Origin of the sequence: Streptomyces sp. A1136 (assembly GCF_004795055.1) — a bacterium.
Taxonomy (GTDB): domain Bacteria; phylum Actinomycetota; class Actinomycetes; order Streptomycetales; family Streptomycetaceae; genus Streptomyces.
Genome location: NZ_SSBJ01000007.1, coordinates 18,580 through 37,445 on the forward strand (window position 1 = coordinate 18,580; position 18,866 = coordinate 37,445).

General features: G+C 73.1%; 14 protein-coding genes. 6 read left to right on the top strand and 8 right to left on the bottom strand.

Annotation, left to right across the window (positions count from 1 at the left end):
* Positions 1-5: 5 nt before the first annotated feature.
* The 6 genes from E6R62_RS08620 to E6R62_RS08645 all read right to left on the bottom strand — a co-directional run bounded on the left by E6R62_RS08620 (position 6) and on the right by E6R62_RS08645 (position 8,164).
* Positions 6-3,029, bottom strand: a complete 3,024-nt coding sequence (locus E6R62_RS08620) for a glycoside hydrolase family 38 C-terminal domain-containing protein (protein WP_136212736.1) — start codon at positions 3,027-3,029, stop codon at positions 6-8.
* 43 nt (positions 3,030-3,072) lie between these two features.
* Entirely contained in the window at positions 3,073-3,939 is an 867-nt protein-coding gene (locus E6R62_RS08625; RefSeq protein ID WP_240801553.1) for a carbohydrate ABC transporter permease, read from the bottom strand.
* A complete protein-coding gene (locus tag E6R62_RS08630) occupies positions 3,936-4,916 on the bottom strand; it encodes a carbohydrate ABC transporter permease (protein WP_136212737.1) in 981 nt (326 codons plus the stop codon). The genes E6R62_RS08625 and E6R62_RS08630 overlap by 4 nt, the downstream gene beginning before the upstream one ends.
* Positions 4,913-6,244 (bottom strand): sugar ABC transporter substrate-binding protein, encoded by a 1,332-nt coding sequence (locus E6R62_RS08635; protein ID WP_240801554.1) that lies wholly within the window; start codon positions 6,242-6,244, stop codon positions 4,913-4,915. Before E6R62_RS08635 ends, E6R62_RS08630 begins: the two co-directional genes overlap by 4 nt.
* Positions 6,245-6,550: 306 nt before the next feature.
* On the bottom strand, positions 6,551-7,486 hold the full coding sequence (locus tag E6R62_RS08640; RefSeq protein ID WP_136212738.1) for a serine/threonine dehydratase: 936 nt from the start codon (positions 7,484-7,486) through the stop codon (positions 6,551-6,553).
* Between the two features lie 33 nt (positions 7,487-7,519).
* Positions 7,520-8,164: a TetR/AcrR family transcriptional regulator C-terminal domain-containing protein gene (locus tag E6R62_RS08645; RefSeq protein ID WP_136212739.1), complete on the bottom strand. Its 645-nt coding sequence runs from the start codon at positions 8,162-8,164 to the stop codon at positions 7,520-7,522.
* Positions 8,165-8,412: 248 nt separating this feature from the next.
* Here E6R62_RS08645 and E6R62_RS08650 point away from each other — a divergent pair, with 248 nt between their 5' ends.
* The 5 genes from E6R62_RS08650 to E6R62_RS08670 all read left to right on the top strand — a co-directional run bounded on the left by E6R62_RS08650 (position 8,413) and on the right by E6R62_RS08670 (position 15,855).
* Positions 8,413-10,092, top strand: a complete 1,680-nt coding sequence (locus E6R62_RS08650; protein ID WP_240801555.1) for an alpha-galactosidase — start codon at positions 8,413-8,415, stop codon at positions 10,090-10,092.
* Positions 10,093-10,155: 63 nt separating this feature from the next.
* Entirely contained in the window at positions 10,156-12,471 is a 2,316-nt protein-coding gene (locus E6R62_RS08655) for an alpha-N-acetylglucosaminidase (protein WP_136212740.1), read from the top strand.
* 206 nt (positions 12,472-12,677) lie between these two features.
* Complete coding sequence (locus E6R62_RS08660; RefSeq protein WP_136212741.1) at positions 12,678-12,959, top strand: hypothetical protein; 282 nt, start codon at positions 12,678-12,680, stop codon at positions 12,957-12,959.
* A 155-nt stretch (positions 12,960-13,114) separates the two neighbouring features.
* Entirely contained in the window at positions 13,115-14,794 is a 1,680-nt protein-coding gene (locus E6R62_RS08665; RefSeq protein WP_136212742.1) for a molybdopterin-dependent oxidoreductase, read from the top strand.
* Positions 14,785-15,855: an esterase family protein gene (locus tag E6R62_RS08670; protein WP_136212743.1), complete on the top strand. Its 1,071-nt coding sequence runs from the start codon at positions 14,785-14,787 to the stop codon at positions 15,853-15,855. The genes E6R62_RS08665 and E6R62_RS08670 overlap by 10 nt, the downstream gene beginning before the upstream one ends.
* A 50-nt stretch (positions 15,856-15,905) precedes the next feature.
* Here the strand turns inward: E6R62_RS08670 and E6R62_RS08675 are convergent, their stop codons facing one another.
* Together E6R62_RS08675 and E6R62_RS08680 are read right to left on the bottom strand one after the other, a co-directional pair.
* Entirely contained in the window at positions 15,906-17,165 is a 1,260-nt protein-coding gene (locus tag E6R62_RS08675; RefSeq protein ID WP_136212744.1) for a cytochrome P450, read from the bottom strand.
* Positions 17,166-17,228: 63 nt separating this feature from the next.
* The gene (locus tag E6R62_RS08680; protein WP_136212943.1) at positions 17,229-18,299 is read right to left on the bottom strand and encodes an enoyl-CoA hydratase/isomerase family protein; all 1,071 of its coding nucleotides are present in this window, start codon (positions 18,297-18,299) and stop codon (positions 17,229-17,231) included.
* A 104-nt stretch (positions 18,300-18,403) separates the two neighbouring features.
* Between E6R62_RS08680 and E6R62_RS08685 the strand changes: the two genes are divergently transcribed.
* Positions 18,404-18,847 (top strand): MarR family winged helix-turn-helix transcriptional regulator, encoded by a 444-nt coding sequence (locus E6R62_RS08685; RefSeq protein WP_136212745.1) that lies wholly within the window; start codon positions 18,404-18,406, stop codon positions 18,845-18,847.
* Positions 18,848-18,866 lie beyond the last annotated feature (19 nt).

Genomic DNA, 18,866 nt, shown 5'->3' on the forward strand with positions numbered 1-18,866 from the left:
ACGGGTCAGGCCCGGTGGAGGCGGGCCGTGACGATCTGGAAGGGGCGCAGGGACAGGGCGAGGACACCGTCGGGCGTGAGGGCGCCGACGGCGGTGGGCGCGAGGGGCCGCTCCAGCAGGTCGCACTCGGTGGCGGCCGTCGGCGCGAAGTCCGCCGTAAGGGTGGCCGCGGCCCGGCCTCCCAGGGACTCGTACACCCGGACGATGACGTCTCCGCTTCGGTCCTCGGCCGGCTTGACCGCCTCCACCACCACCGCGTCGCCGTCCACCGTCACCAGCGGCGCCACCGGACCGGCACCGGGCACCACCCGCTCCGGCAGGTTCAGCGCGTGCCCCTCGCGGACGGCGTCGGCGATCGTCGCGCCGGGTGCGAGCGAGAAGGACAGGGTGTGGGCGCCCTGGTCGGTCTCCGGGTCGGGGTAGCGCGGGGCGCGCAGGAGGGAGAGCCGGATGGTGGTGGTCTGCCCGCCGTCGGGGCGCACGTCCCGGGTCACGTCGTGGCCGTACGTGGAGTCGTTGAGGACGGCGGCGCCCCAGCCGGGCTCCTCGACGTGCAGCCACCGGTGCGCGCAGATCTCGAACTTGGCCGCCTCCCAGGAGGTGTTGGTGTGGGTGGGCCGGTACACGTGGCCGAACTGGATCTCGGCGGCGGAGCGTTCGGCCTTCACATCCAGCGGGAAGGCCGCCTTGAGGATCTTCTCCGTCTCGTACCAGTCCACCTCGGTGCGGATGTCCACCGTCTTGGCGTCCGCCCGCAGCGTGAGCGATTGCGCCACCCGGGAGGAGCCGAAGGAGCGGACGACCCGCACCGTCACCGTCTCCGGCCCCGCCTCCGTGACGTCCAGCGCGTCCAGTCCCACCAGGTCGGTGACCCGGTGGCGGTAGGAGGCGTCGAGGTCCCAGGCGTCCCACATGTTCGGGAAGTCGGGGTGGATCTGGAGCAGGTTCGCGGCGGCGCCCGGCGCGACGGCCTCCCGCCCGGCCTCCAGGTCGTACGCCGACACGATCAGCCCGCGTCCGTCGACCTCCACCCGCAGCCGCCCGTTGGCCAGGACGTATCCGCCGCCGGGCCGCTCCCCGACGGTGACCGGCCCGGCGGCCGGTTCCGGCACCCCCGCCCCGCCGGCCGGGACCCCGCGCCGGGCGTGCGGGGCGCAGTTGAACACCAGCTCCCGCGTCCCCTCCCCCGCCAGCGCGAGCTGCGCGTCCCGGGTGATCCCGCTCAGTTCCTCCCGCACCCGGCGGTACGTCTCGCGCGCCTCGCGGTGCACCCAGGCGATGGAGGAGCCGGGCAGGATGTCGTGGAACTGGTGGAGCAGGACGGTCTTCCAGATCCGTTCCAGGTCCTCGTACGGGTACGCGTACCCCGCGACCCGCACCGCGGCGGTCGTCGCCCACAACTCCGCCTCGCGCAGCAGTGATTCGGATCGACGGTTGCCCCGCTTGGTCTTAGCCTGCGAGGTGTAGGTGCCCCGGTGCAGCTCCAGGTACAGCTCTCCGGCCCAGACGGGCGCGTCGGGATACTGCGCGTGGGCCTTCTCGAAGAACGCGTCGGGTCGCTCGATCTCCACGCGCGGCGAGCCCTCCAGGTCGCGCAGTCGCCGCGCCCTCGCCAGGTGCTCGCGGGTCGGGCCGCCACCGCCGTCGCCCCAGCCGAACGGCACCAACGAACGCGAACCGCGTCCCTTCTCGCGGTAGTTGCGGGCCGCGTGGGCGAGTTGCGCTCCCCCGAGGTCACTGTTGTAGGTGTCGACGGGCGGGAAGTGCGTGAATACGCGAGTACCGTCGATGCCCTCCCACCAGAAGGTGTGGTGGGGGAAGGCGTTGACCTGGGACCAGGAGATCTTCTGGGTCAGGAACCAGGTGGAGCCGGTGAGTTTGACGATCTGCGGCAGGGCGGCGGTGTAGCCGAAGGAATCGGGCAGCCAGACGTTGCGGGTCTCGATCCCGAACTCCTCCAGGAAGAACTTCTTGCCGTGGAGGAACTGGCGGACCATCGCCTCGCCGCCCACCATGTTGGTGTCCGACTCCACCCACATGCCCCCGACCGGGACGAACTGCCCGTCCGCGATCTTCTTCTTGATCCGTTCGAAGAGTTCGGGCCGGTGGGTCTTGATCCAGTCGAGCTGCTGGGCCTGCGACATGGCGAACACGAACTCGGGGTGCTCGTCCATCAGGTTGACCATGTTCGACGTCGTCCGCGCCACCTTGCGGACCGTCTCGCGCAGCGGCCACAGCCACGCGGAGTCGATGTGCGCGTGCCCGACCGCGCTGATCCGGTGCGCGGAGGCGTTGGCCGGGGTCGCGAGCACCCCTGCCAGTCGGGCCCGGGCGGCGGCCGCCGTGCCCGGCACGTCGTCGAGGTCCAGGGCGTCCAGCGAGGCGTCGACGGCGCGCAGGATCGCGTACCGCCGGGCGTCGGCCTCGTCGAGCTGCGTCATGAGGGCGTGCAGGACGTCGAGGTCCTGTACGAGTTCCCACACCTCGCTCTCGAAGACGGCCAGTTCCATCCGGGCGAGCCGGTAGAGGGGCCGGTCCGCGCTGGTCCGCACGTCCCCCTCGTAGGTGGGCCGGTGCTCGACGAGGACGGGGTTGGCGGCGGCTTCGACGTACCACTCGATCCGCTCGCCGCCCTCGGCACGGTCGGCGACGCGCACCCAGTCGTTGTAGGGGTTGAGCGCCTTGATCTCGGCGCCTCCCGCGTCGTGGACCAGGCCCTCGCACTGGAAGCCGGGCATCATCCGGTCGAAGCCGAGGTCGAGGACGGCTTCGACGGTGCGGCCCGCCCAGTCCGCCGGTACGGTGCCCGTGACCTTGAACCAGGTGGTGCCCCAGGCCGGGCCCCACGGGTCCGCGACCGCGCAGGGCACGTAGGGCGCTCGCAGCCCCTCCCCCACGGGCACGGGCTCGCCCGGTACGTCCCAGCGCTCGACGGTCAGCGGCACGGGACAGGAGTGGACGGCGGGAGTGAGGCGCTCCTTGAGGACCCGGCGGAGGCGGTGTTCGGCAACGCTGCGGTCGTCGTGCATGACGGCTGCTCCAGAAGGGGAAGGGCGGGTGGCGGGGCGGGACTCAGAGCTTGACGGCTCCCTCGCCCACGCCCTTGAAGAAGAAACGCTGGAGGGCGAGGAAGAGGAGCATCATCGGGATCAACGCGGCCATCGCACCGGCGGCGATGATCCGCTGGTCGTTGACGGTGTTGGCGCCGGACAAGGTCTTCAGGCCGAGTTGCAGGGTGTAGTGATCGCTGTCGGTGAGGACCAACAGGGGCCACAGGAAGTCGTCCCAGGCGCCCATGAAACTGGTGATGCAGACGACGGTCAGGGCGCCCTTGGCGGACGGCAGGAACACCCGCGTGAAGCGGGTCCACTCGCCCGCGCCGTCGAGCAGTGCGGCCTCCTCGATCTCCGGGGGGACGGCGAGGAACGCCGCCCGCATGACCATGATGTTGAGGACGGAGACGGCGCCCGGCAGCCACACCCCGATGAGCGTGTCGACCAGCCCCATGCCACGCACGGTGAGGAACATCGAGATCATGACGGACTCGAAGGGGAACATCAGGGTCGCCACCAAAACGGTGAAGACGCCTCCGCGGCCCTTCCAGCCGGCGCGGGAGAGCGCGTAGCCGCCCATCGAGGCGAAGACCGCGTTCGAGGTGACGGCGAGGGCCGCCACCACCAGCGTATTGCCGGTGTAGTGCAGGATCGGGAACGACTGGGCGAGCCGGACGTAGTTGTCGAATGTGGGCCGGGTCGGCAGGACGCCGTCGTACACGTTCTCCGTACGGCCGCGCAGCGAGGTCAGGAACTGCCAGACGATCGGCCCGAGCATGACCACCAGCATCAGCGTCAAGGTGGCGTACCGGCCGATCGGACCGGCCAGGCGGCGGCGCCCCCTGCGCCGGCTCCCGCCGCGCCCGGCGGCGACCCGCGTGCTCACCCCTCGTCCCCCTTCGAGAGGCGGCGGCCCAGCAGGCTGAACACCAGCGTCAGGAGGAACAGCAGGAGGGAGACGGCGGAGGCGTAGCCGGTCTCGCCGGCGAAGCCGAGGCCGACCTGCCGGATCAGGAAGGGCAGGGTACGGGCTCCCCCGCCCGGGCCGCCGCTCTCGCCGCCCAGGATGTAGATCTCGGTGAACACGCGCAGCGCGGAGATCGCCGAGAGGGTGCCCACGAGGAGCATCATCGGTTTCACCTGGGGGACGGTGACGCTGAAGAAGCGTCGGACGGCGCCCGCGCCGTCGAGGGCGGCCGCCTCGTAGAGGGAGACGGAGACGTTTCCGAGGGCCGCGAGGTAGAACACCATGTAGTAGCCGAGACCCTTCCATACGGTCACGATCATCGCGGAGAACAGCAGCAGGGTGCTGTCCGTGAGGAAGGGCACCGGCTCGGAGACGACGCGGAGCCCTCGCAGGACGGTGTTGAGCAGGCCGTCGCTGCGCAGCACCCACTGCCACATCAGGCCGACGACCACGGCGGAGGCGATCACCGGGGTGTAGAAGGCCGACCGGAAGAAGCCGATGCCGGGGACTCGGGTGCGCACGAGTACGGCGAGGGCCAGCGGGAGCAGGACCAGGCAGGGCACGACGACCAGCAGGTACAGGACGCTGTTGCCGGTCGCGAGCCAGAAGTCGGGGTCGGTCAGGGCGCGACGGTAGTTGGCGAGGCCGGTGAAGCGGCCACCGCGCAGGATCCGCGCGTCGGTGAAGGAGAGGATCACGGTGTTCAGGAACGGCCAGACGCTGAACAGGAGCACCAGCGCCAGCCCGGGGGCGAGGAAGAGGTACGGGGCCCACGGCGACCGCCGACGTTCCGGTGCGCCCGGTGTCGCGGCCTTGCCCGGCGCGGCCGGGCGGGCGGCCGACGGCGCGGCCGGGCGGCCGACCCCGCCGGGACCGGCCGGGCCGGTGATCCTCATTTCCTCGCCGCGTCGACGAGCAGCCTGTTCGCCTCCTCCTGCGCCTTCCTCACCGCCGTCCCGGCGTCCTGCTCGCCCTTGATGGCTTTCTGCACCTCGCGGACGACCGCGTCACCGACCTGGTTGGTCCACTGGACGGGGGTGTTGGCGTCGAGCGCCGCGGTCTTCAACTCCTCGGCCCCCACGGCCCGGGCCAGCGTCTCCGCGTCCTTGCCGTCACCCCGGTCGGAGAAGTACGGATCCTTCAGGCCCACGGCGTTGGAGGGGTAGATGGTGGCCTTCTTCGAGAACGCCACCTGGTTGGGTCCGTTGGTGACCCACTTGGCGAATTCCGCCGCCGCGTCCGGGTGTCGCGTGTCCTTGCGGATGCCGAGTGACTGTGCGTAGACGCCGATGTGGCCGATCCGCCCGGTGACGGCGCCCGCGACGCGGGTGGCGGCGTAGACCTGGGGGGCGTTCTGCTTGACGTCCTTGACGAAGCCCGGTGAGCCGGGGCCGAAGACGAGTTTCCCCGCGCCGTAGAGCTGGTTGATGTCGTCGGCCTTGAGGAGGGACTCCTTGGGCATGGCCCCCTTGGCGTAGAGGGACTTCATCCGCTCGACCCACTCGACGGCCTTGGGGGTGTCGAACACGAAGCCGTCCTTCGCGCCGTTCAGGATGGGGACGCCCATCTTCTGCCAGTCCCCCGGCAGCCGTCCCTTGGGGTCCGCCATGAAGGCGGAGTACCGGCCGCCGGACCTGGCCGCGATCTGCTCGGCATAGTCGAAGAACTGCTCCACACCGACCGGCGGTGTGTCGGGGTCCAGTCCGGCCTCGCGGAAGAGGTCCGCGTTGTAGGTGAGGATCTCCGGGGTCACGTACCAGGGGTAGGCGAAGACGCTGTCGCCCTTGCCGGGCAGTTTGAACTGCTCCCAGGCCCCCGGGACGTACTCCCCGGCCACCCGCGGGTCGAGCCGGGTGACATCGGCGAGCATGCCCCGGTCGCCGAGGAGTTGGAAGGAGTCGGTGGAGAGGTTGACGACATCGGGGAGGACCCCGGCCTGGGCGTCGGCGACGAGCTTTTCGTTGTATCCCTCGCCGGGCACGTCCTCCCATTTCACTCTCACGTCCGGGTATTGCCGCCGGAAGGCGTCGATGACCGATTGGACGTATGCCGTGAACACCGGTTTCAGCTGAAGGGTGCGGAAAGTGATCCCGCCCGCCGCTTTTCCGGTCCTCGCCGCCTCCTTCGCTTCTCCCGGTCCGCCGACCCCGCACGCGGCACTCGACAGGAAGGTGGCCGCCGCGAGGGTGGTGAGGACCGTGCGGGCCATGGGGGAACGGGGCATCGTCGGGGCCTCCAGGGGATATTCCGGCATCGCTGCCGGAGGGCGGGCACCACGCTCACCCGAATTCCCGAACCCGTCAACGTGGCCGCCGACCCCCCTGGCCGAGCCGCTGCGGGTACCCCGGCGAGGTGGTGGACTCCAGGCAGACCGGCGCCTGTTCGTCAACACCGCGACCACCTGGCGTCATGCGCTCCGACCGGAAATCATCCGCCCCCGTGCCCATTCCATCGGGCAGGGCCCTTTCGCGCGGGGTTGGCTCTTTGTCGTTGTTTTCCCGCCACGGTCCCCGTCCCGCGCTAATGCGCTTTACCCGAGGGCCGGCGAAAGGTCCGCCGGGTCCGTGTTCGCTCCACAGAGGATGACGGCGACCCGAGCGCCCGGCGCTCGCGGAACCCGGCGCAGTGCCGCCAGGGCCGTGGCGGCACCGGGCTCGACCACGATCCGGCGGTCCTCCCAGAGCGCGCGGCGGGCGTCGGTGATCTCCGAGTCCGGTACGAGCACCGAGTCGACGCCCTCGTGCAGGGCCGCGGCCAGCGCGTCGGCGGAAACCCTCGTCGCCCCGAGCGAGTCGGCGGCCACCGAGTCCACCGGCACGTCGACCGGCCGACCCGACTCCAAGGCCGCGTTGAGCGCCCGGCAGCCTTCCGGTTCGGCGGCGACCACGCGGACGCCGTGCTCGCGCGCGGCGGTGGCGACGCCGGCGAACAGGCCGCCGCCGCCGACCGCCAGGACGACCGTGTCCAGGCCGGGCAGGGCGAGTCGGATCTCGTCGAGCAGCGTCCCCGCACCCGCCGCGATCAACGGATGGTCGTAGGCGTGGCTGCCCAGGGCCCCGCTGTCGGCCGCGAACTCCCGACAGGCGGCCAGGGCTTCGGCGTACCGGTCGCCGACGAGGTGCACGGCGGCCCCGTAGCCGCGCAGTCGTTCCACCTTCACCCGGGGCGCGTTGCCGGGCAGGAACACGGTGGCGGGCACGGAATGGGCACGCGCCGCCCAGGCGCAGGCCAGACCCGCGTTGCCGCCGGAGGCGATGGTGACACCGGCGGACGGGAGCGCGCCGGCGGCGTGATGGGCGGCGAGGAAGTTGTGGGCGCCGCGGGCCTTGAAGGAGCCGGTGTGCTGGAGGTGTTCCAGCGCGTACCAGACCCCGTCTTCGGCGGGCACCACTGCGGCGGGCCGCGTCACCCCGGCTATCCGGTCGGCGGCGGCGCGTACGGCGGCGTAGTCGAGCTGCTGTTCCATGGACGTCGGCCCTTCGGGAGGCGGCGGTGGGGTTCAGGCGGCGGTGGGGCGGGCCGCCTCGATGAGTTGGCGCAGGGCGCCGTAGTAGACCTCGTGGTCGGTCAGGGCGGGCAGCACGGCGGCGATGCCCGCGGACAGCACCGGGAATTCGGACGGGTCCAGGGCGGCCAGCGCGGCCCGGGACCGCGCGGTGGCCCCCGCCGGGTCACGATGGTCGACGAAGGCGGCACTGCCGAGGGTGAGCAGGTACATCCTGCGGTACGCGGTCATCGCCTCGGCGGCGCTCATGCCGGCGGCGACGCTGTCGGCGAGGGCCGGTTCGACGAGCCGGGCCAGCAGTTCGCGGCCGAGCCAGGGGCGACCTCCGCGCAGCACCAGCAGTCCGGGGTGGGCGACGAGCAGCCGGTAGAGGGCGCGGAAGCGCAGTTCGGTGGCCTCGGCCCAGTCGGCCGTGGCGGGGATCTCGGGCAGCCGCGCGGCCAAGTGCTCGGTACAGAGGTCGAGCAGGCCCGCGAGGTCGACGCAGCGCCGCTGGACGGTCGCGTGGGAGACGTCGAGCCGATCGGCGAGGGCGCGGAAGCTCAGGGCGCCGGGACCTTCCTCGTCCAGGATGGCGAGGGCGGCTTCGGCGATCGCCCCGGGAGTGGCGCGGTCGAGGGCTGCTGATCTACGCGGCATGGATACACCGTAACAGACGATGTAACAGACGCCGTATCACATGTGTGCACACACGGGACCGGACGGCGCGGGAGGGATCGGCGCGTACCGCGCGGCCCTGCTCGGTCCACCTCGATCGTGTGACGCCACTGCGCCCAAATTGCTGGTCATGGGGACGAAAGCCGCGAAGGCCGTTGACAGCGGGTAGTGGCACCGCTGCACTGAGCGCTCGACAGCCCGTCGGTACCTCCCCCACTCAAGGAGATCCCGTGCCGCCTCGCCCTCGTGCGTCGCTCCCCTGCCTGACAGCGGCCGCCCTGCTGGCGCTCGTCCTCGGCGCCGCGCCGGCGGCGGGCGAGCCCACCGCCACCTCCGACACCCCGCTCGCGCTGACCCCGCCGATGGGCTGGAACAACTGGGCGCACTACATGTGCGACATCGACGAGGCCAAGGTGGTCGCGAACGCCGACGCGCTCGTGTCCACCGGACTCGCCGCCAAGGGCTACGACACGGTGACCGTCGACGACTGCTGGATGACCAAGTCCCGCGACGCCAGGGGCGATCTGGTCACCGACACACGGAAGTTCCCGCACGGCATGGCGTGGCTGGGGGACCACCTCCACGCGAAGGGGCTGAAGTTCGGCATCTACCAGGACGCCGGTTCCCTCACCTGCGAGCGCTACCCCGGCAGCGGCGCCCCCGCGGGCGGCGGCGGGGACCACTACGCCCGCGACGCCCGACTGTTCGCGTCCTGGAACGTGGACTACGTCAAGATGGACGGCTGCAACCTGTACGTGCCCCCCGGCGCCACGAGGGAACAGGCCTACCGGGACGCCTACCACGCCGTCGCCCGGGCGCTGCGCGACAGCGGACGCGACATGGTGCTGTCCGCGTCCGCGCCCGCCTACTTCCAGCAGGGCGAATGGGGCGGGTCCGACTGGCACAGGGTGCTCCACTGGGTCGGGGAGACCGGCCAACTGTGGCGCGAGGGCAAGGACATCAAGGTCTACGACCCGAAGGCGCCGAACGCCTCCCGCTGGAGCGCCGTACTCGGCAACTACGGCTACAACCGTTGGCTCGGCCGGTACGCGGGCCCCGGCAACTGGAACGACCCGGACTTCCTCATCGCGGGCGCGCCCGGGCTGAGCGCGGCGGAGAGCCGCAGCCAGGTCGGTCTGTGGGCCATGATGGCGGCCCCGTTCATCCTCTCCTCACAGGTCTCCGAACTGACCCCGGGCGGGCTCGCCGCCCTCGGCAACACCGATCTGATCGCGCTCGACCAGGATCCGATGGGGCGTCAGGGCGCCGTCGTCTCCTCCAACCCCACCTTCGACATCCTCGTGCGGCCGCTGGCGAACGGCGACCGCGCCGTGGCCGTCCTCAACCGTTCGGGCGCCGCCCGCGACATCCACGTACCGCTCGCCGAGGTCGGCCTGCCCGGGTGCACCGCCGACGTCAAGAACCTGTGGAACGGCCGACGCGGCCGGATCGGGGCGGCGTTGACGGGCAGGGTGGAAGCGCACGACACCGGCGTCTGGCGGCTCACCCCGCAGGGGTGCGCGGGCGCGGTCCCGACCGGGCAGATCGCCGGTGTGGGCGCCAGGTGCGCCGACGGGGCCAACACCACGGGAGCCGGCGCGGTCGTGATGGCCGCCTGTACCGGCGCCCCCGACCAGCGGTGGAGCCTGGGGCGGGGGGCGACGCTGAAACTGGCCGACGCCTGCCTGTCAGCGGGCGACTCCGGCCTGGTGGAACTGGCCCGGTGCGCGCCCGGCCGGCCGGGACAGAGCTGGCGGCACGACCGAAGCGGCACCCTGACGGAAACCGTGAGCGGGCTGTGCCTGACCGCACCCGCCGCGACGGCCGCACCCGACGCGCCCGCGGAGCGACTGCGCCTCGCGGCGTGCGGTGACCACCGGGTCGACCAGACCTGGGCCCTGCCGGTCTGACGGCGCCCCCCTCCGGACTTCCCGACCGCCACAGGCCCAGACACAGAGGACGACGCACACCCGATGCCACGCGTTTCGCGCCCCCGCAGGCGCCGTACCGTCGCGCTCGCGACGCTTCCCACCGCGCTGCTGACCCTGATCCTCGCCGGTACCGCCCCCGGGGCGGCGGTCCCGGCCGCGGCCTCCCCCGCCGCGGCCCCGCCCGCACGGGCCGATGCACCCGGCGGCGCACCGGCCGGCGTACGGGAGCAGCCGCGCCCCGCGACCCGGCCGCGGACCTTCGACACCGGTCCGGCGCGGGACGCCCTGCTGCGACTGCTGCCGCGCCACGCCGGCCAGTTCACGCTGGTGCCCGACACCTCCGCCGGGGACGACACCTTCGCCGTCTCCGGCACCTCGGGCGCGATCACCGTACGCGGTTCCACGGGGGCGACCCTGCTCACCGGCGTCGGCTGGTACCTGCAACACGTCGCCGGCGCCGACATCGGCTGGCCCGGCGACAGCATCGGCATGCTCCCCGCGACCCTGCCGGGGGTGCCCACCCCCGTCACCCGCACCGCGCGGGTCCCCCACCGGTACGCGCTCAACGACACCGACGACGGGTACTCGGGCCCCTACCGCACCTTCGAGGAACACCGGCGGCAGATCGACCTGCTCGCGCTGCACGGCATCAACGAGGTGTTCGTGCAGACCGGCGCGGAGTACCCGTACTACCGGGCGCTCCAGCGGTTCGGCTACTCCGCCGAGGAACTGCGGAAGTGGATCCCGGCACCCGGCCACCAGAGCTGGTGGCTGCTGCAGAACCTCAGCGGCTTCGGCGGCCCGGTCACGGAGCGACTGATGCGCGAGCGCGCCGATGTCGGCGCCCGGATCGCGGACCAGTTGCGCGGCCTCGGCATGACACCGGTCCTGCCCGGCTTCTTCGGCACCGTCCCGCCGGGCTTCGCCGCACGCCACCAAGGCGCGTCCACCGTGCCGCAGGGCGACTGGGCCGGCTTCGACCGGCCGGACTGGCTCGACCCGTCCTCCCCCGTGTTCGCGGAACTGGCGGCCGCGTACTACGGCGAGCAGCGGGAGGTGTTCGGCGACAGCGCCATGTACCGGATGAGCCCCCTGCACGAGGGCGGCAAGACGGGCACGGTCGACGTCCGGGCCGCGGCGGGGGCCATCCAGCGGGCTCTGTGGGCGGCCCACCCGGGCGCCCTGTGGGCGGTGCTCGGCTGGCAGGACGACCCGACGAAGGAACTCCTGGCCGGGGTGGACACCTCGAAGCTGCTGATCCTGGACGGCCTGTCCGACCGTTACAACCACCTGGATCGCGAGGCCCGTTGGGGCGGCGCCCCGTACGCGATGGGCACGATCTACAACTTCGGCGGCCACACCACGATCGGCGCGAACACCTCGGTGTGGATCGACCGGTTCGGGACCTGGCGCGACAAGCCGGACAGCGCGCTCCGGGGCATCGCGTACCTGCCGGAGGCCACCGGCACGAACCCGGCCGCCTTCGACCTCTTCACCGACCTGGCATGGGAGCCGGGACCGGTCGACCAGCGCCGGTGGTTCGCCGACTTCGCGGCCCGCCGCTACGGCCGTCCGGACGCCCGGGCCGCGGCGGCGTGGGAGGAGTTGCGCAAGGGTCCGTACAGCACCTCGTCGGGGTTGTGGTCGGAGTCGCAGGACAGCCTCTTCACCGCCCGGCCGAGTCTGACCGCGACGGGCGCCGCGCACTGGAGCCCCAAGTCAATGCGGTACCAGTCCGATTCGGTCCGCCGAGCGCTGGACCACCTGCTGGCGGTGCCCCCGGCGCTCAGGTCCTCCAGCGCCTACCGCTTCGACTTGGTGGACACCGCCCGCCAGGCCCTGGCCAACCACTCGCGGGTGCTGCTGCCGAGGATCCGGGAGGCCTACGAGGCCAAGGACCTGACGCGGCTGCGGCGGCTGACCGCCCAATGGCGCGACGAGGAGCGGAAGCTGGACGCCGTGACCGGCTCCGACCCCGCCTTCCTGCTGGGCCGTTGGCTGGCGGCCGCCCGCTCGCACGGCGCGGACCGGGCCGAGCAGGACCGGTACGAGTACGACGCCCGCTCGATCCTGAGCGTCTGGGGGCGGCGCGGCACCAGTGAGGGGGGCTTCCTGCACGACTACGCGAACCGTGAATGGAGCGGTCTGGTCTCGGAGTTGTACGCCGCCCGCTGGGACCGGTACTTCGCCTCGCTGGAGGAGGCGCTCGTCAGGCGCGCCGCCCCGAAGGGGATCGACTGGCACGCCTTCGAGGAGGCGTGGGCCCGGCGCACCACCCGTCACCCGTCGAGCCCGAGCGGTGATCCGCACGCGCTGGCCGCCGCGGTGGCGGCGGCCCTGCCGAAGGCCGGCACGTGAGCCGCACCGCTTCGGGCGGTGACCGTCGGGGCGGAGGGTGAGCGTCACCCTCCCGTGGGAAATTCGGCACTCGTGCGAGGGAGAGGTCGCTCAGCGCGGCGACCTCGGGTCCGCGTCGTCGGTTCACTGACCCGGACCCGACCGGGGCGGCCGTCGGAGTACTCCCGGCGGCCGCCCCTTCCTACGCCGTCAGGAGTGCATGGGGCATGTCCGAGACCGAACGGGAGCGGCCCTCCGCGGCGCTGGAGCTGCTGGCGCTGCTCGCGGCCGGCGCCGCCGACCCCGCCGTCGACGAGTTGGGCCGGACCGGTGACCCGGCGCGGGAGGCGCCCCGGCGCTCCGATCCGCGCGACGTGATCACCGACGGGGTGGTGGAGCTGCGCAAGCGGGCCGCGCCGGCCACGCGCCCCACCGCCGCCGGCTCCGAGAACTGCCTGGAGACCATGGCGCGGCGGGCCGCCGAGCGGGCCGGCCGGCCACGGGCCTGAGCGGGCCGCCGGCACCCCGCCGGCCCGGCCCGTCCCGAGGCGCGCCCCGGCCCGCGACGCACGTGCCCCCGAACGCCCGCGCTGCGGTACTCCCGCGCCTTGGGGCTCGTACAGTCGGAAGGGGGACGGCGCGAGCCCGGGCGGACGGTGACCCGATGAGTGGTGTACACAGCACATCCGGGGGTCGGGGGGCCCGGCGCGCGGCGGGCGCGGTGTGCGGCCTGCTCGCCGCCTTCGCCGGGCTGGCGGCGGCGCGACTGGCGGCCGCGGTCGTACGGCCCGAGGCGTCCCCGGTGACCGCCGTCGGCGGCGCGGTGGTGGACCGTACGCCGCCGGTCGTCAAGGAGTGGGCGGTGCGGAGCCTGGGCACCGCGGACAAGCCCGTCCTGACCCTCGGCATCGTCGTGGTCCTGGGCCTGGTCGCGGTGGCGGCCGGGGTACTGGCCGTACGCCGGCCGCGCGCGGGGATCGCGGTCGCCGCCTGCTTCGGCCTCGTCGGCGCCGTGGCCGCCCTCGGTCGCCCCGGGGCGACCTGGAAGGACGCGCTGCCCTCGCTGCTGGGCGGGCTCGTGGCGGCCTGGGTGCTGCACTTCGCGGTCAGGGCTGCGACGCGAAGGCGCCCGGCGGGCACTGGGGGAACTGGGGACGGTGGGGCGAGTGGGACCGGTGGGGCCGGTTCGCTGGACCGGCGCGGATTCGGTCGGCTGGTGCTGGCCACCACGGCCGTCTCGGCGGGCGCCTGGTACGCGGGACGGCGCCTGGGAGCGTACGGGTCGGCGGGCGCGACGACCTCCCGGGCGGACCTGGTCGTGCCGCCGCCGGCGGTACCGGCCCCGCCGGTACCGGCCGGGGCGCAGGTGCGGGCGCGCGGGGTGTCGCCCTTCCTCACCCCCGCCCGCGACTTCTACCGGGTGGACACCGCCTTGGTCGTGCCGCGCGTGGACGCGGCCGACTGGCGGTTGCGCGTCCACGGGGACGGGGTCACGAAGCCGCTGACCCTCGACCTGCGCGCGCTGCTCGCGCGTCCCCTCGTCGAGCACGACATCACCCTCACCTGCGTGTCGAACGAGGTGGGCGGTCCGTACGCGGGCAACGCCCGCTGGCTCGGCGTCCGACTGGCCGACCTGCTGCGGGAGGCGGGGGTGCGACCGCCGTCGCGCGGCGGCCGGGCCGACCAGTTGGTGGCGCGCTCGGTGGACGGGATGACGATCGGCACCCCGATCGAAGCCGTGATGGACGGCCGGGAGGCGCTGCTGGCGGTGGGGATGAACGGCGAGCCGCTGCCCTTCGCGCACGGCTTCCCGGTGCGGATGGTGGTGCCGGGCCTGTACGGGTACGTATCGGCCTGCAAGTGGCTGAGCGAGCTGCGGCTGACCACCTTCGCCGCGTACGACGCGTACTGGGTGCGGCGGTCCTGGGCGCAGCAGGCGCCCGTCAAGACGCAGTCGCGTATCGACACTCCTCGTCCGCTCGCGGAACCGGCGGCGGGCCGGGTCGTGGTGGCGGGTGTGGCGTGGGCGTTGCACCGGGGCGTCTCCCGGGTCGAGGTACGGGTCGACGGCGGCCCGTGGCAGGAGGCCCGGCTGGCGGACTCGGACGGCGACGACACCTGGCGCCAGTGGCTGTGGCCGTGGGAGGCCACGCCCGGACGCCACACCCTGGAGGTCCGGGCCACCGACCGGACGGGCGCCGTACAGACCGGCAAGCGCAGGGCGACGGTCCCGGACGGGGCCACGGGATGGCACGCGGTGACGGTGCGGGTGCGGGCGGGCGACACGGGGCGGTCCGCCGCCGACACGGGCGGGGCGCGCCGTACATTGAGGCCGTGGAGCTGACCGGCACGTCGTTCCTGGTGACCTTGGTCGTGGTCACCGCGCTCGCCATGCTCGCGACGCTGCTGCTCTGGAACCGCCTCCCCGGGCCCGGCTGGCTGCGCTGGACCGCGCGGGTGCTGATGATCGGGCTCTGCCAGTTGACCGCCATCTGCGTGGTGGCGACGTGGATCAACGGGAGCTTCGGGCTCTACGCCTCCTGGGACGACCTGCTGGGGACCCCGAGCGGCAACGGCTCCACGATGACGGGCCCCCCGGCGGGGCGGGCGACCTTCACGCCGGGCGAGGACGGCACCCGCAGCACCTACTTCCGGGGCACCCGCTCCAAGCTGGCCGGCCAGGTGATCGTCTGGACTCCCCCGGAGTACAGCGCCCCAGGCGCGGCGAAGACCCGCTTCCCGGTGCTGACGCTGCTGCACGGGTATCCGGGCTCGCCCAGGTCCTGGACGGAGCTGGGCGACATGCCGGGGGCGCTGGAGGACCTGGTCCGGTTGGGTGCGGCGCACCCCTTCATCCTGGTGATCCCGGAGATCAATCCGGGCGGGGTGAACACCGACTGCAGCGATGTGCCGGGGCGCCGGGTGGCCACCTGGCTGGCGGACGATGTGCCGGCGCTCGTCGCGCGCCACTTCCGTACCCTGCCCCAGCCCAAGGGGTGGGCGCTGATGGGCATTTCGACGGGGGCTTACTGCGCGGCGAAGCTGCCGCTCCAGTACCCGAAGGTGTTCGGCGCCGGGGCGGCGCTGGACCCGGACGCGCTGACCGGGGACGCGGGGGTGCTGACCGACCGGGGCCTGAGGGAGCGCAACAGCCCGATGTGGCTGGTCACGCACGCGAGGAAGACGGGCGCCGCGCTGTTCCTCGCCACGTCCGCGCAGGACAAGGACAGCCCGCCGGGGCAACTCGATTCCTTCGCCAAGGCCGCGGCGGGGACCGGCGTCCGGGTCAAGACGCTGGTGCGCCCCGCCGGCGGCCACAACTTCCAGACGTGGATCGGGATGTATCCCGACGCGCTGGGCTGGTTGAGCTCCGAGGTCCCGGCCCCCTCCGCCCCGGCGCGCTGACCCGGCGCCCGGCGTCCGACCGACAGGAACCGAGCCTTCTGCAACACCCTTCAGCGCGCCCGGCCGGGCCGCACGGGAAGCGCGTCCACGCTGTTGCCGATGAAGCTCCGTTGGCGCGGGAGGCTCGGCTCCGCGACGGCGAGGTCGAGGTCGGGGAAGCGGGTGAAGAGGCGTTCGAGGGCGATGGTGGCCTCCAGGCGGGCGAGCGGCGCCCCGACGCAGTAGTGCGCGCCGTGCCCGAAGGAGAGATGGCGTCCGGCGGTGGGGCGGGTGAGGTCGAAGCGGTCGGCGTCCGCCCCGTGGAAGGCCTCGTCCCGGCCCGCGGCCGTGTAGCCCGCGAGGACGGGGGTGCCCTGCGGGATCACCGTCCCACCGACGGTCACGTCGCGGGTGGGGTAGCGGAACGGGAACCAGCTGACCGGGCCGTCCCAGCGCAGCGTCTCGTCCACGACGTCCGACCAGCTCGCCTCGCCCGCCAGGACCAGGTCGAGCTGGTCGCGGTGCCTGCACAGGGCACGCACGGCGTTGCTGATCAGGTTGAGGGTGGTCTCGTGGCCGGCGACCAGCATCAGGCGCATGGTGCCGATGAGTTCGGCTTCGCCGAGCCGGTCGCCGTCGTCGTCGCGGGCGGCGATCAGCGCGCTGGTGAGGTCCTCGCCGGGGTCGGCCCGGCGGGCGGCTGCGATGCCGGCGATCAGCTCCACGAGTTCCCGGACGGCGGCCGTCACCTCGGCGGGTGTGGTGTTCGTCGAGATGATCACGGTGTTGGTGAGCCTGTGCAGCCGGTCGCGGTGCTCGGGGTCCACGCCGAGCAGCTCGCAGATGACCCCCATGGGCAGCGGAAGGGCGACGTGCGTGCGCAGGTCGGCGACTCCGTCGGGGGAGGCGGCCGCCGCCCGTCCGAGGTCGTCCAGGAGTTCCTCGGTCAGCGCCTCCACGCGCGGCCGCAGCCGCTCCACCTGCCGGGCGGTGAACGCGTTGCCGACGAGGGAACGCAGCCGGCGGTGGTCGTCGCCGTCGGCGGTGTGCATGCCCTGGGCGTCGGCGAAGACGCGCAGGGGCCAGTCCGGGGGGATCGTGCCGTCCCGCAGGGCCGGGAAGTGCCGGGCGTCCTTCGCGACGTCGGGGTGGCCGAGGAACTCCCTCAGGGCGTCGTGTCCCAGGACGACGGCCCCGGGCACCCCGCCGGGCAGTACCACGTCGGCGACGGGGCCGTGGGCCCGGAGCCGGGCGTTGAGGGCGTGCGGGCAGCCGCCCGCGGGGTCTATGACGTGCGCCTGCGCGGTGACGCGCGCGTTCTGGGCTGACAAGCCGGCTCTCCTGACCGAGAAAGGTGTGATCCGGTCAACAGTGCGGGCACGGGGGCGGGTTGTTCAAGCCCGGGGGCCCGCGGTGGGGAAGATCGGCTCCTGCCCCTCGGCCGGCGCGTCGAAGTGGCGGGTCACCTCCGCCCGGTCCACCTCGCCGAGGGTCGCCGGCCGCCAACGCGGCGTACGGTCCTTGTCGACGACCTGGGCCCGGATGCCCTCGACCAGGTCCGGCGCGCGCAGCATGTGCGAGGAGACGCGGAACTCCTGCTCCAACACCAGCTCCAGCGTGCCCAGTTCGCGTGCGCGGCGAACCGCCTCCAGGGTGACCTTGAGGGAGGTCGGGGACTTGGCCAGGATCGTCTCGGCGCTCTCCTTGGCCGCCGGTTCGCCCACCGCCAGCAGCCGCTCCACGATCTCCTCCACCGTCTCGGCGGCGTAGCAGTGGTCGATCCACGCGCGGTGGGCGGCGAGTTCGCCGGGCGGGGGCGTGTGCCCGGCGTACCGGGGCAGTACCCGCGCGGCGGGCGCGCCCGCGAGGTCGGCTGTCAGCTCGGGCAGCAGGTCGGCGGGGACGAAGTGGTCGGCGAGTCCGCACAACAGCGCGTCGGCGGCGCCCACGGCCGCGCCGGTGAGGGCGAGGTGCGTGCCCAACCGGCCGGGGGCCCGCGCGAGCAGGTGCGTACCGCCGACGTCGGGCACGAAGCCGATGCCGGTCTCCGGCATGGCGACGCGGGAGCGTTCGGTGACGACACGGACCGCTCCGTGGGCCGAGAGGCCGACGCCGCCGCCCATCACGATGCCGTCCATCAGGGCGACGTAGGGCTTCGGATACGCGGCGATCCGCGCGTTGAGGCGGTATTCGTCCCGCCAGAAGCCGATCGACGCGCTGCCGCCGGTCTTCGCGTCGTCGTGGATGGCGCGGATGTCACCGCCGGCGCACAGTCCGCGCTCGCCCGCGCCGCGCAGGAGGACCTGGGTGACGGCGGGCTCCCGCTCCCAGGCCGCCAGTGCCCCGGCGATCCGCAGCACCATGGGGTGGGTGAGGGCGTTGAGGGCCCGGGGGCGGTTGAGGGTGATCACCCCGGTGTGGCCCTCGATGGTGAACAGGGCCGTGTCGTCTGTGGCGTCGTCGATCTTCACACCGGCCAGTATGGAGCGTGCCGGATTCAGCCGGCCGGGGCGGCAGAACAAACAAGGCAACCTTGCAAGTTTACCTGTAGATCACTACCGTGGGGTGCATGACCGAGCCACATGCCGGGGGTCCCCGGGCCCGCGACACCGCCGAGGAGCTGCAGCTGGCCCTCGGCATGCTGGTGCGGCGGTTGCGCGCCGCGGCCGGAGACGGGGTCAGCCTGTCGCAGATGTCCGTGCTCAAGCGGCTGGAACGGCTCGGGCCGTCCACCGCGTCCGAGCTGGCGCGGGCCGAGCAGATCCGACCGCAGTCCGTCATCGCCACCGTCAACTCCCTCCAGGCAGAGGGGCATGTCGCCCGCAGCCCCCACCCCACCGATGGTCGGCAGCAGCTGATCGCGCTCACGGACGAGGGCCGGGCCCTTGTCCGCCGGCGGCGCGAGGAGGGGCACGGGCGGATCGCCGAACTGATCACCGAACGGCTCGGCCCGGCGGAACAGCGGCTGCTGGCCGAGGCCGTTCCGCTGCTGCGGCGCCTGGCCGAGAACTGAACGCCCACCGATCCGAGGA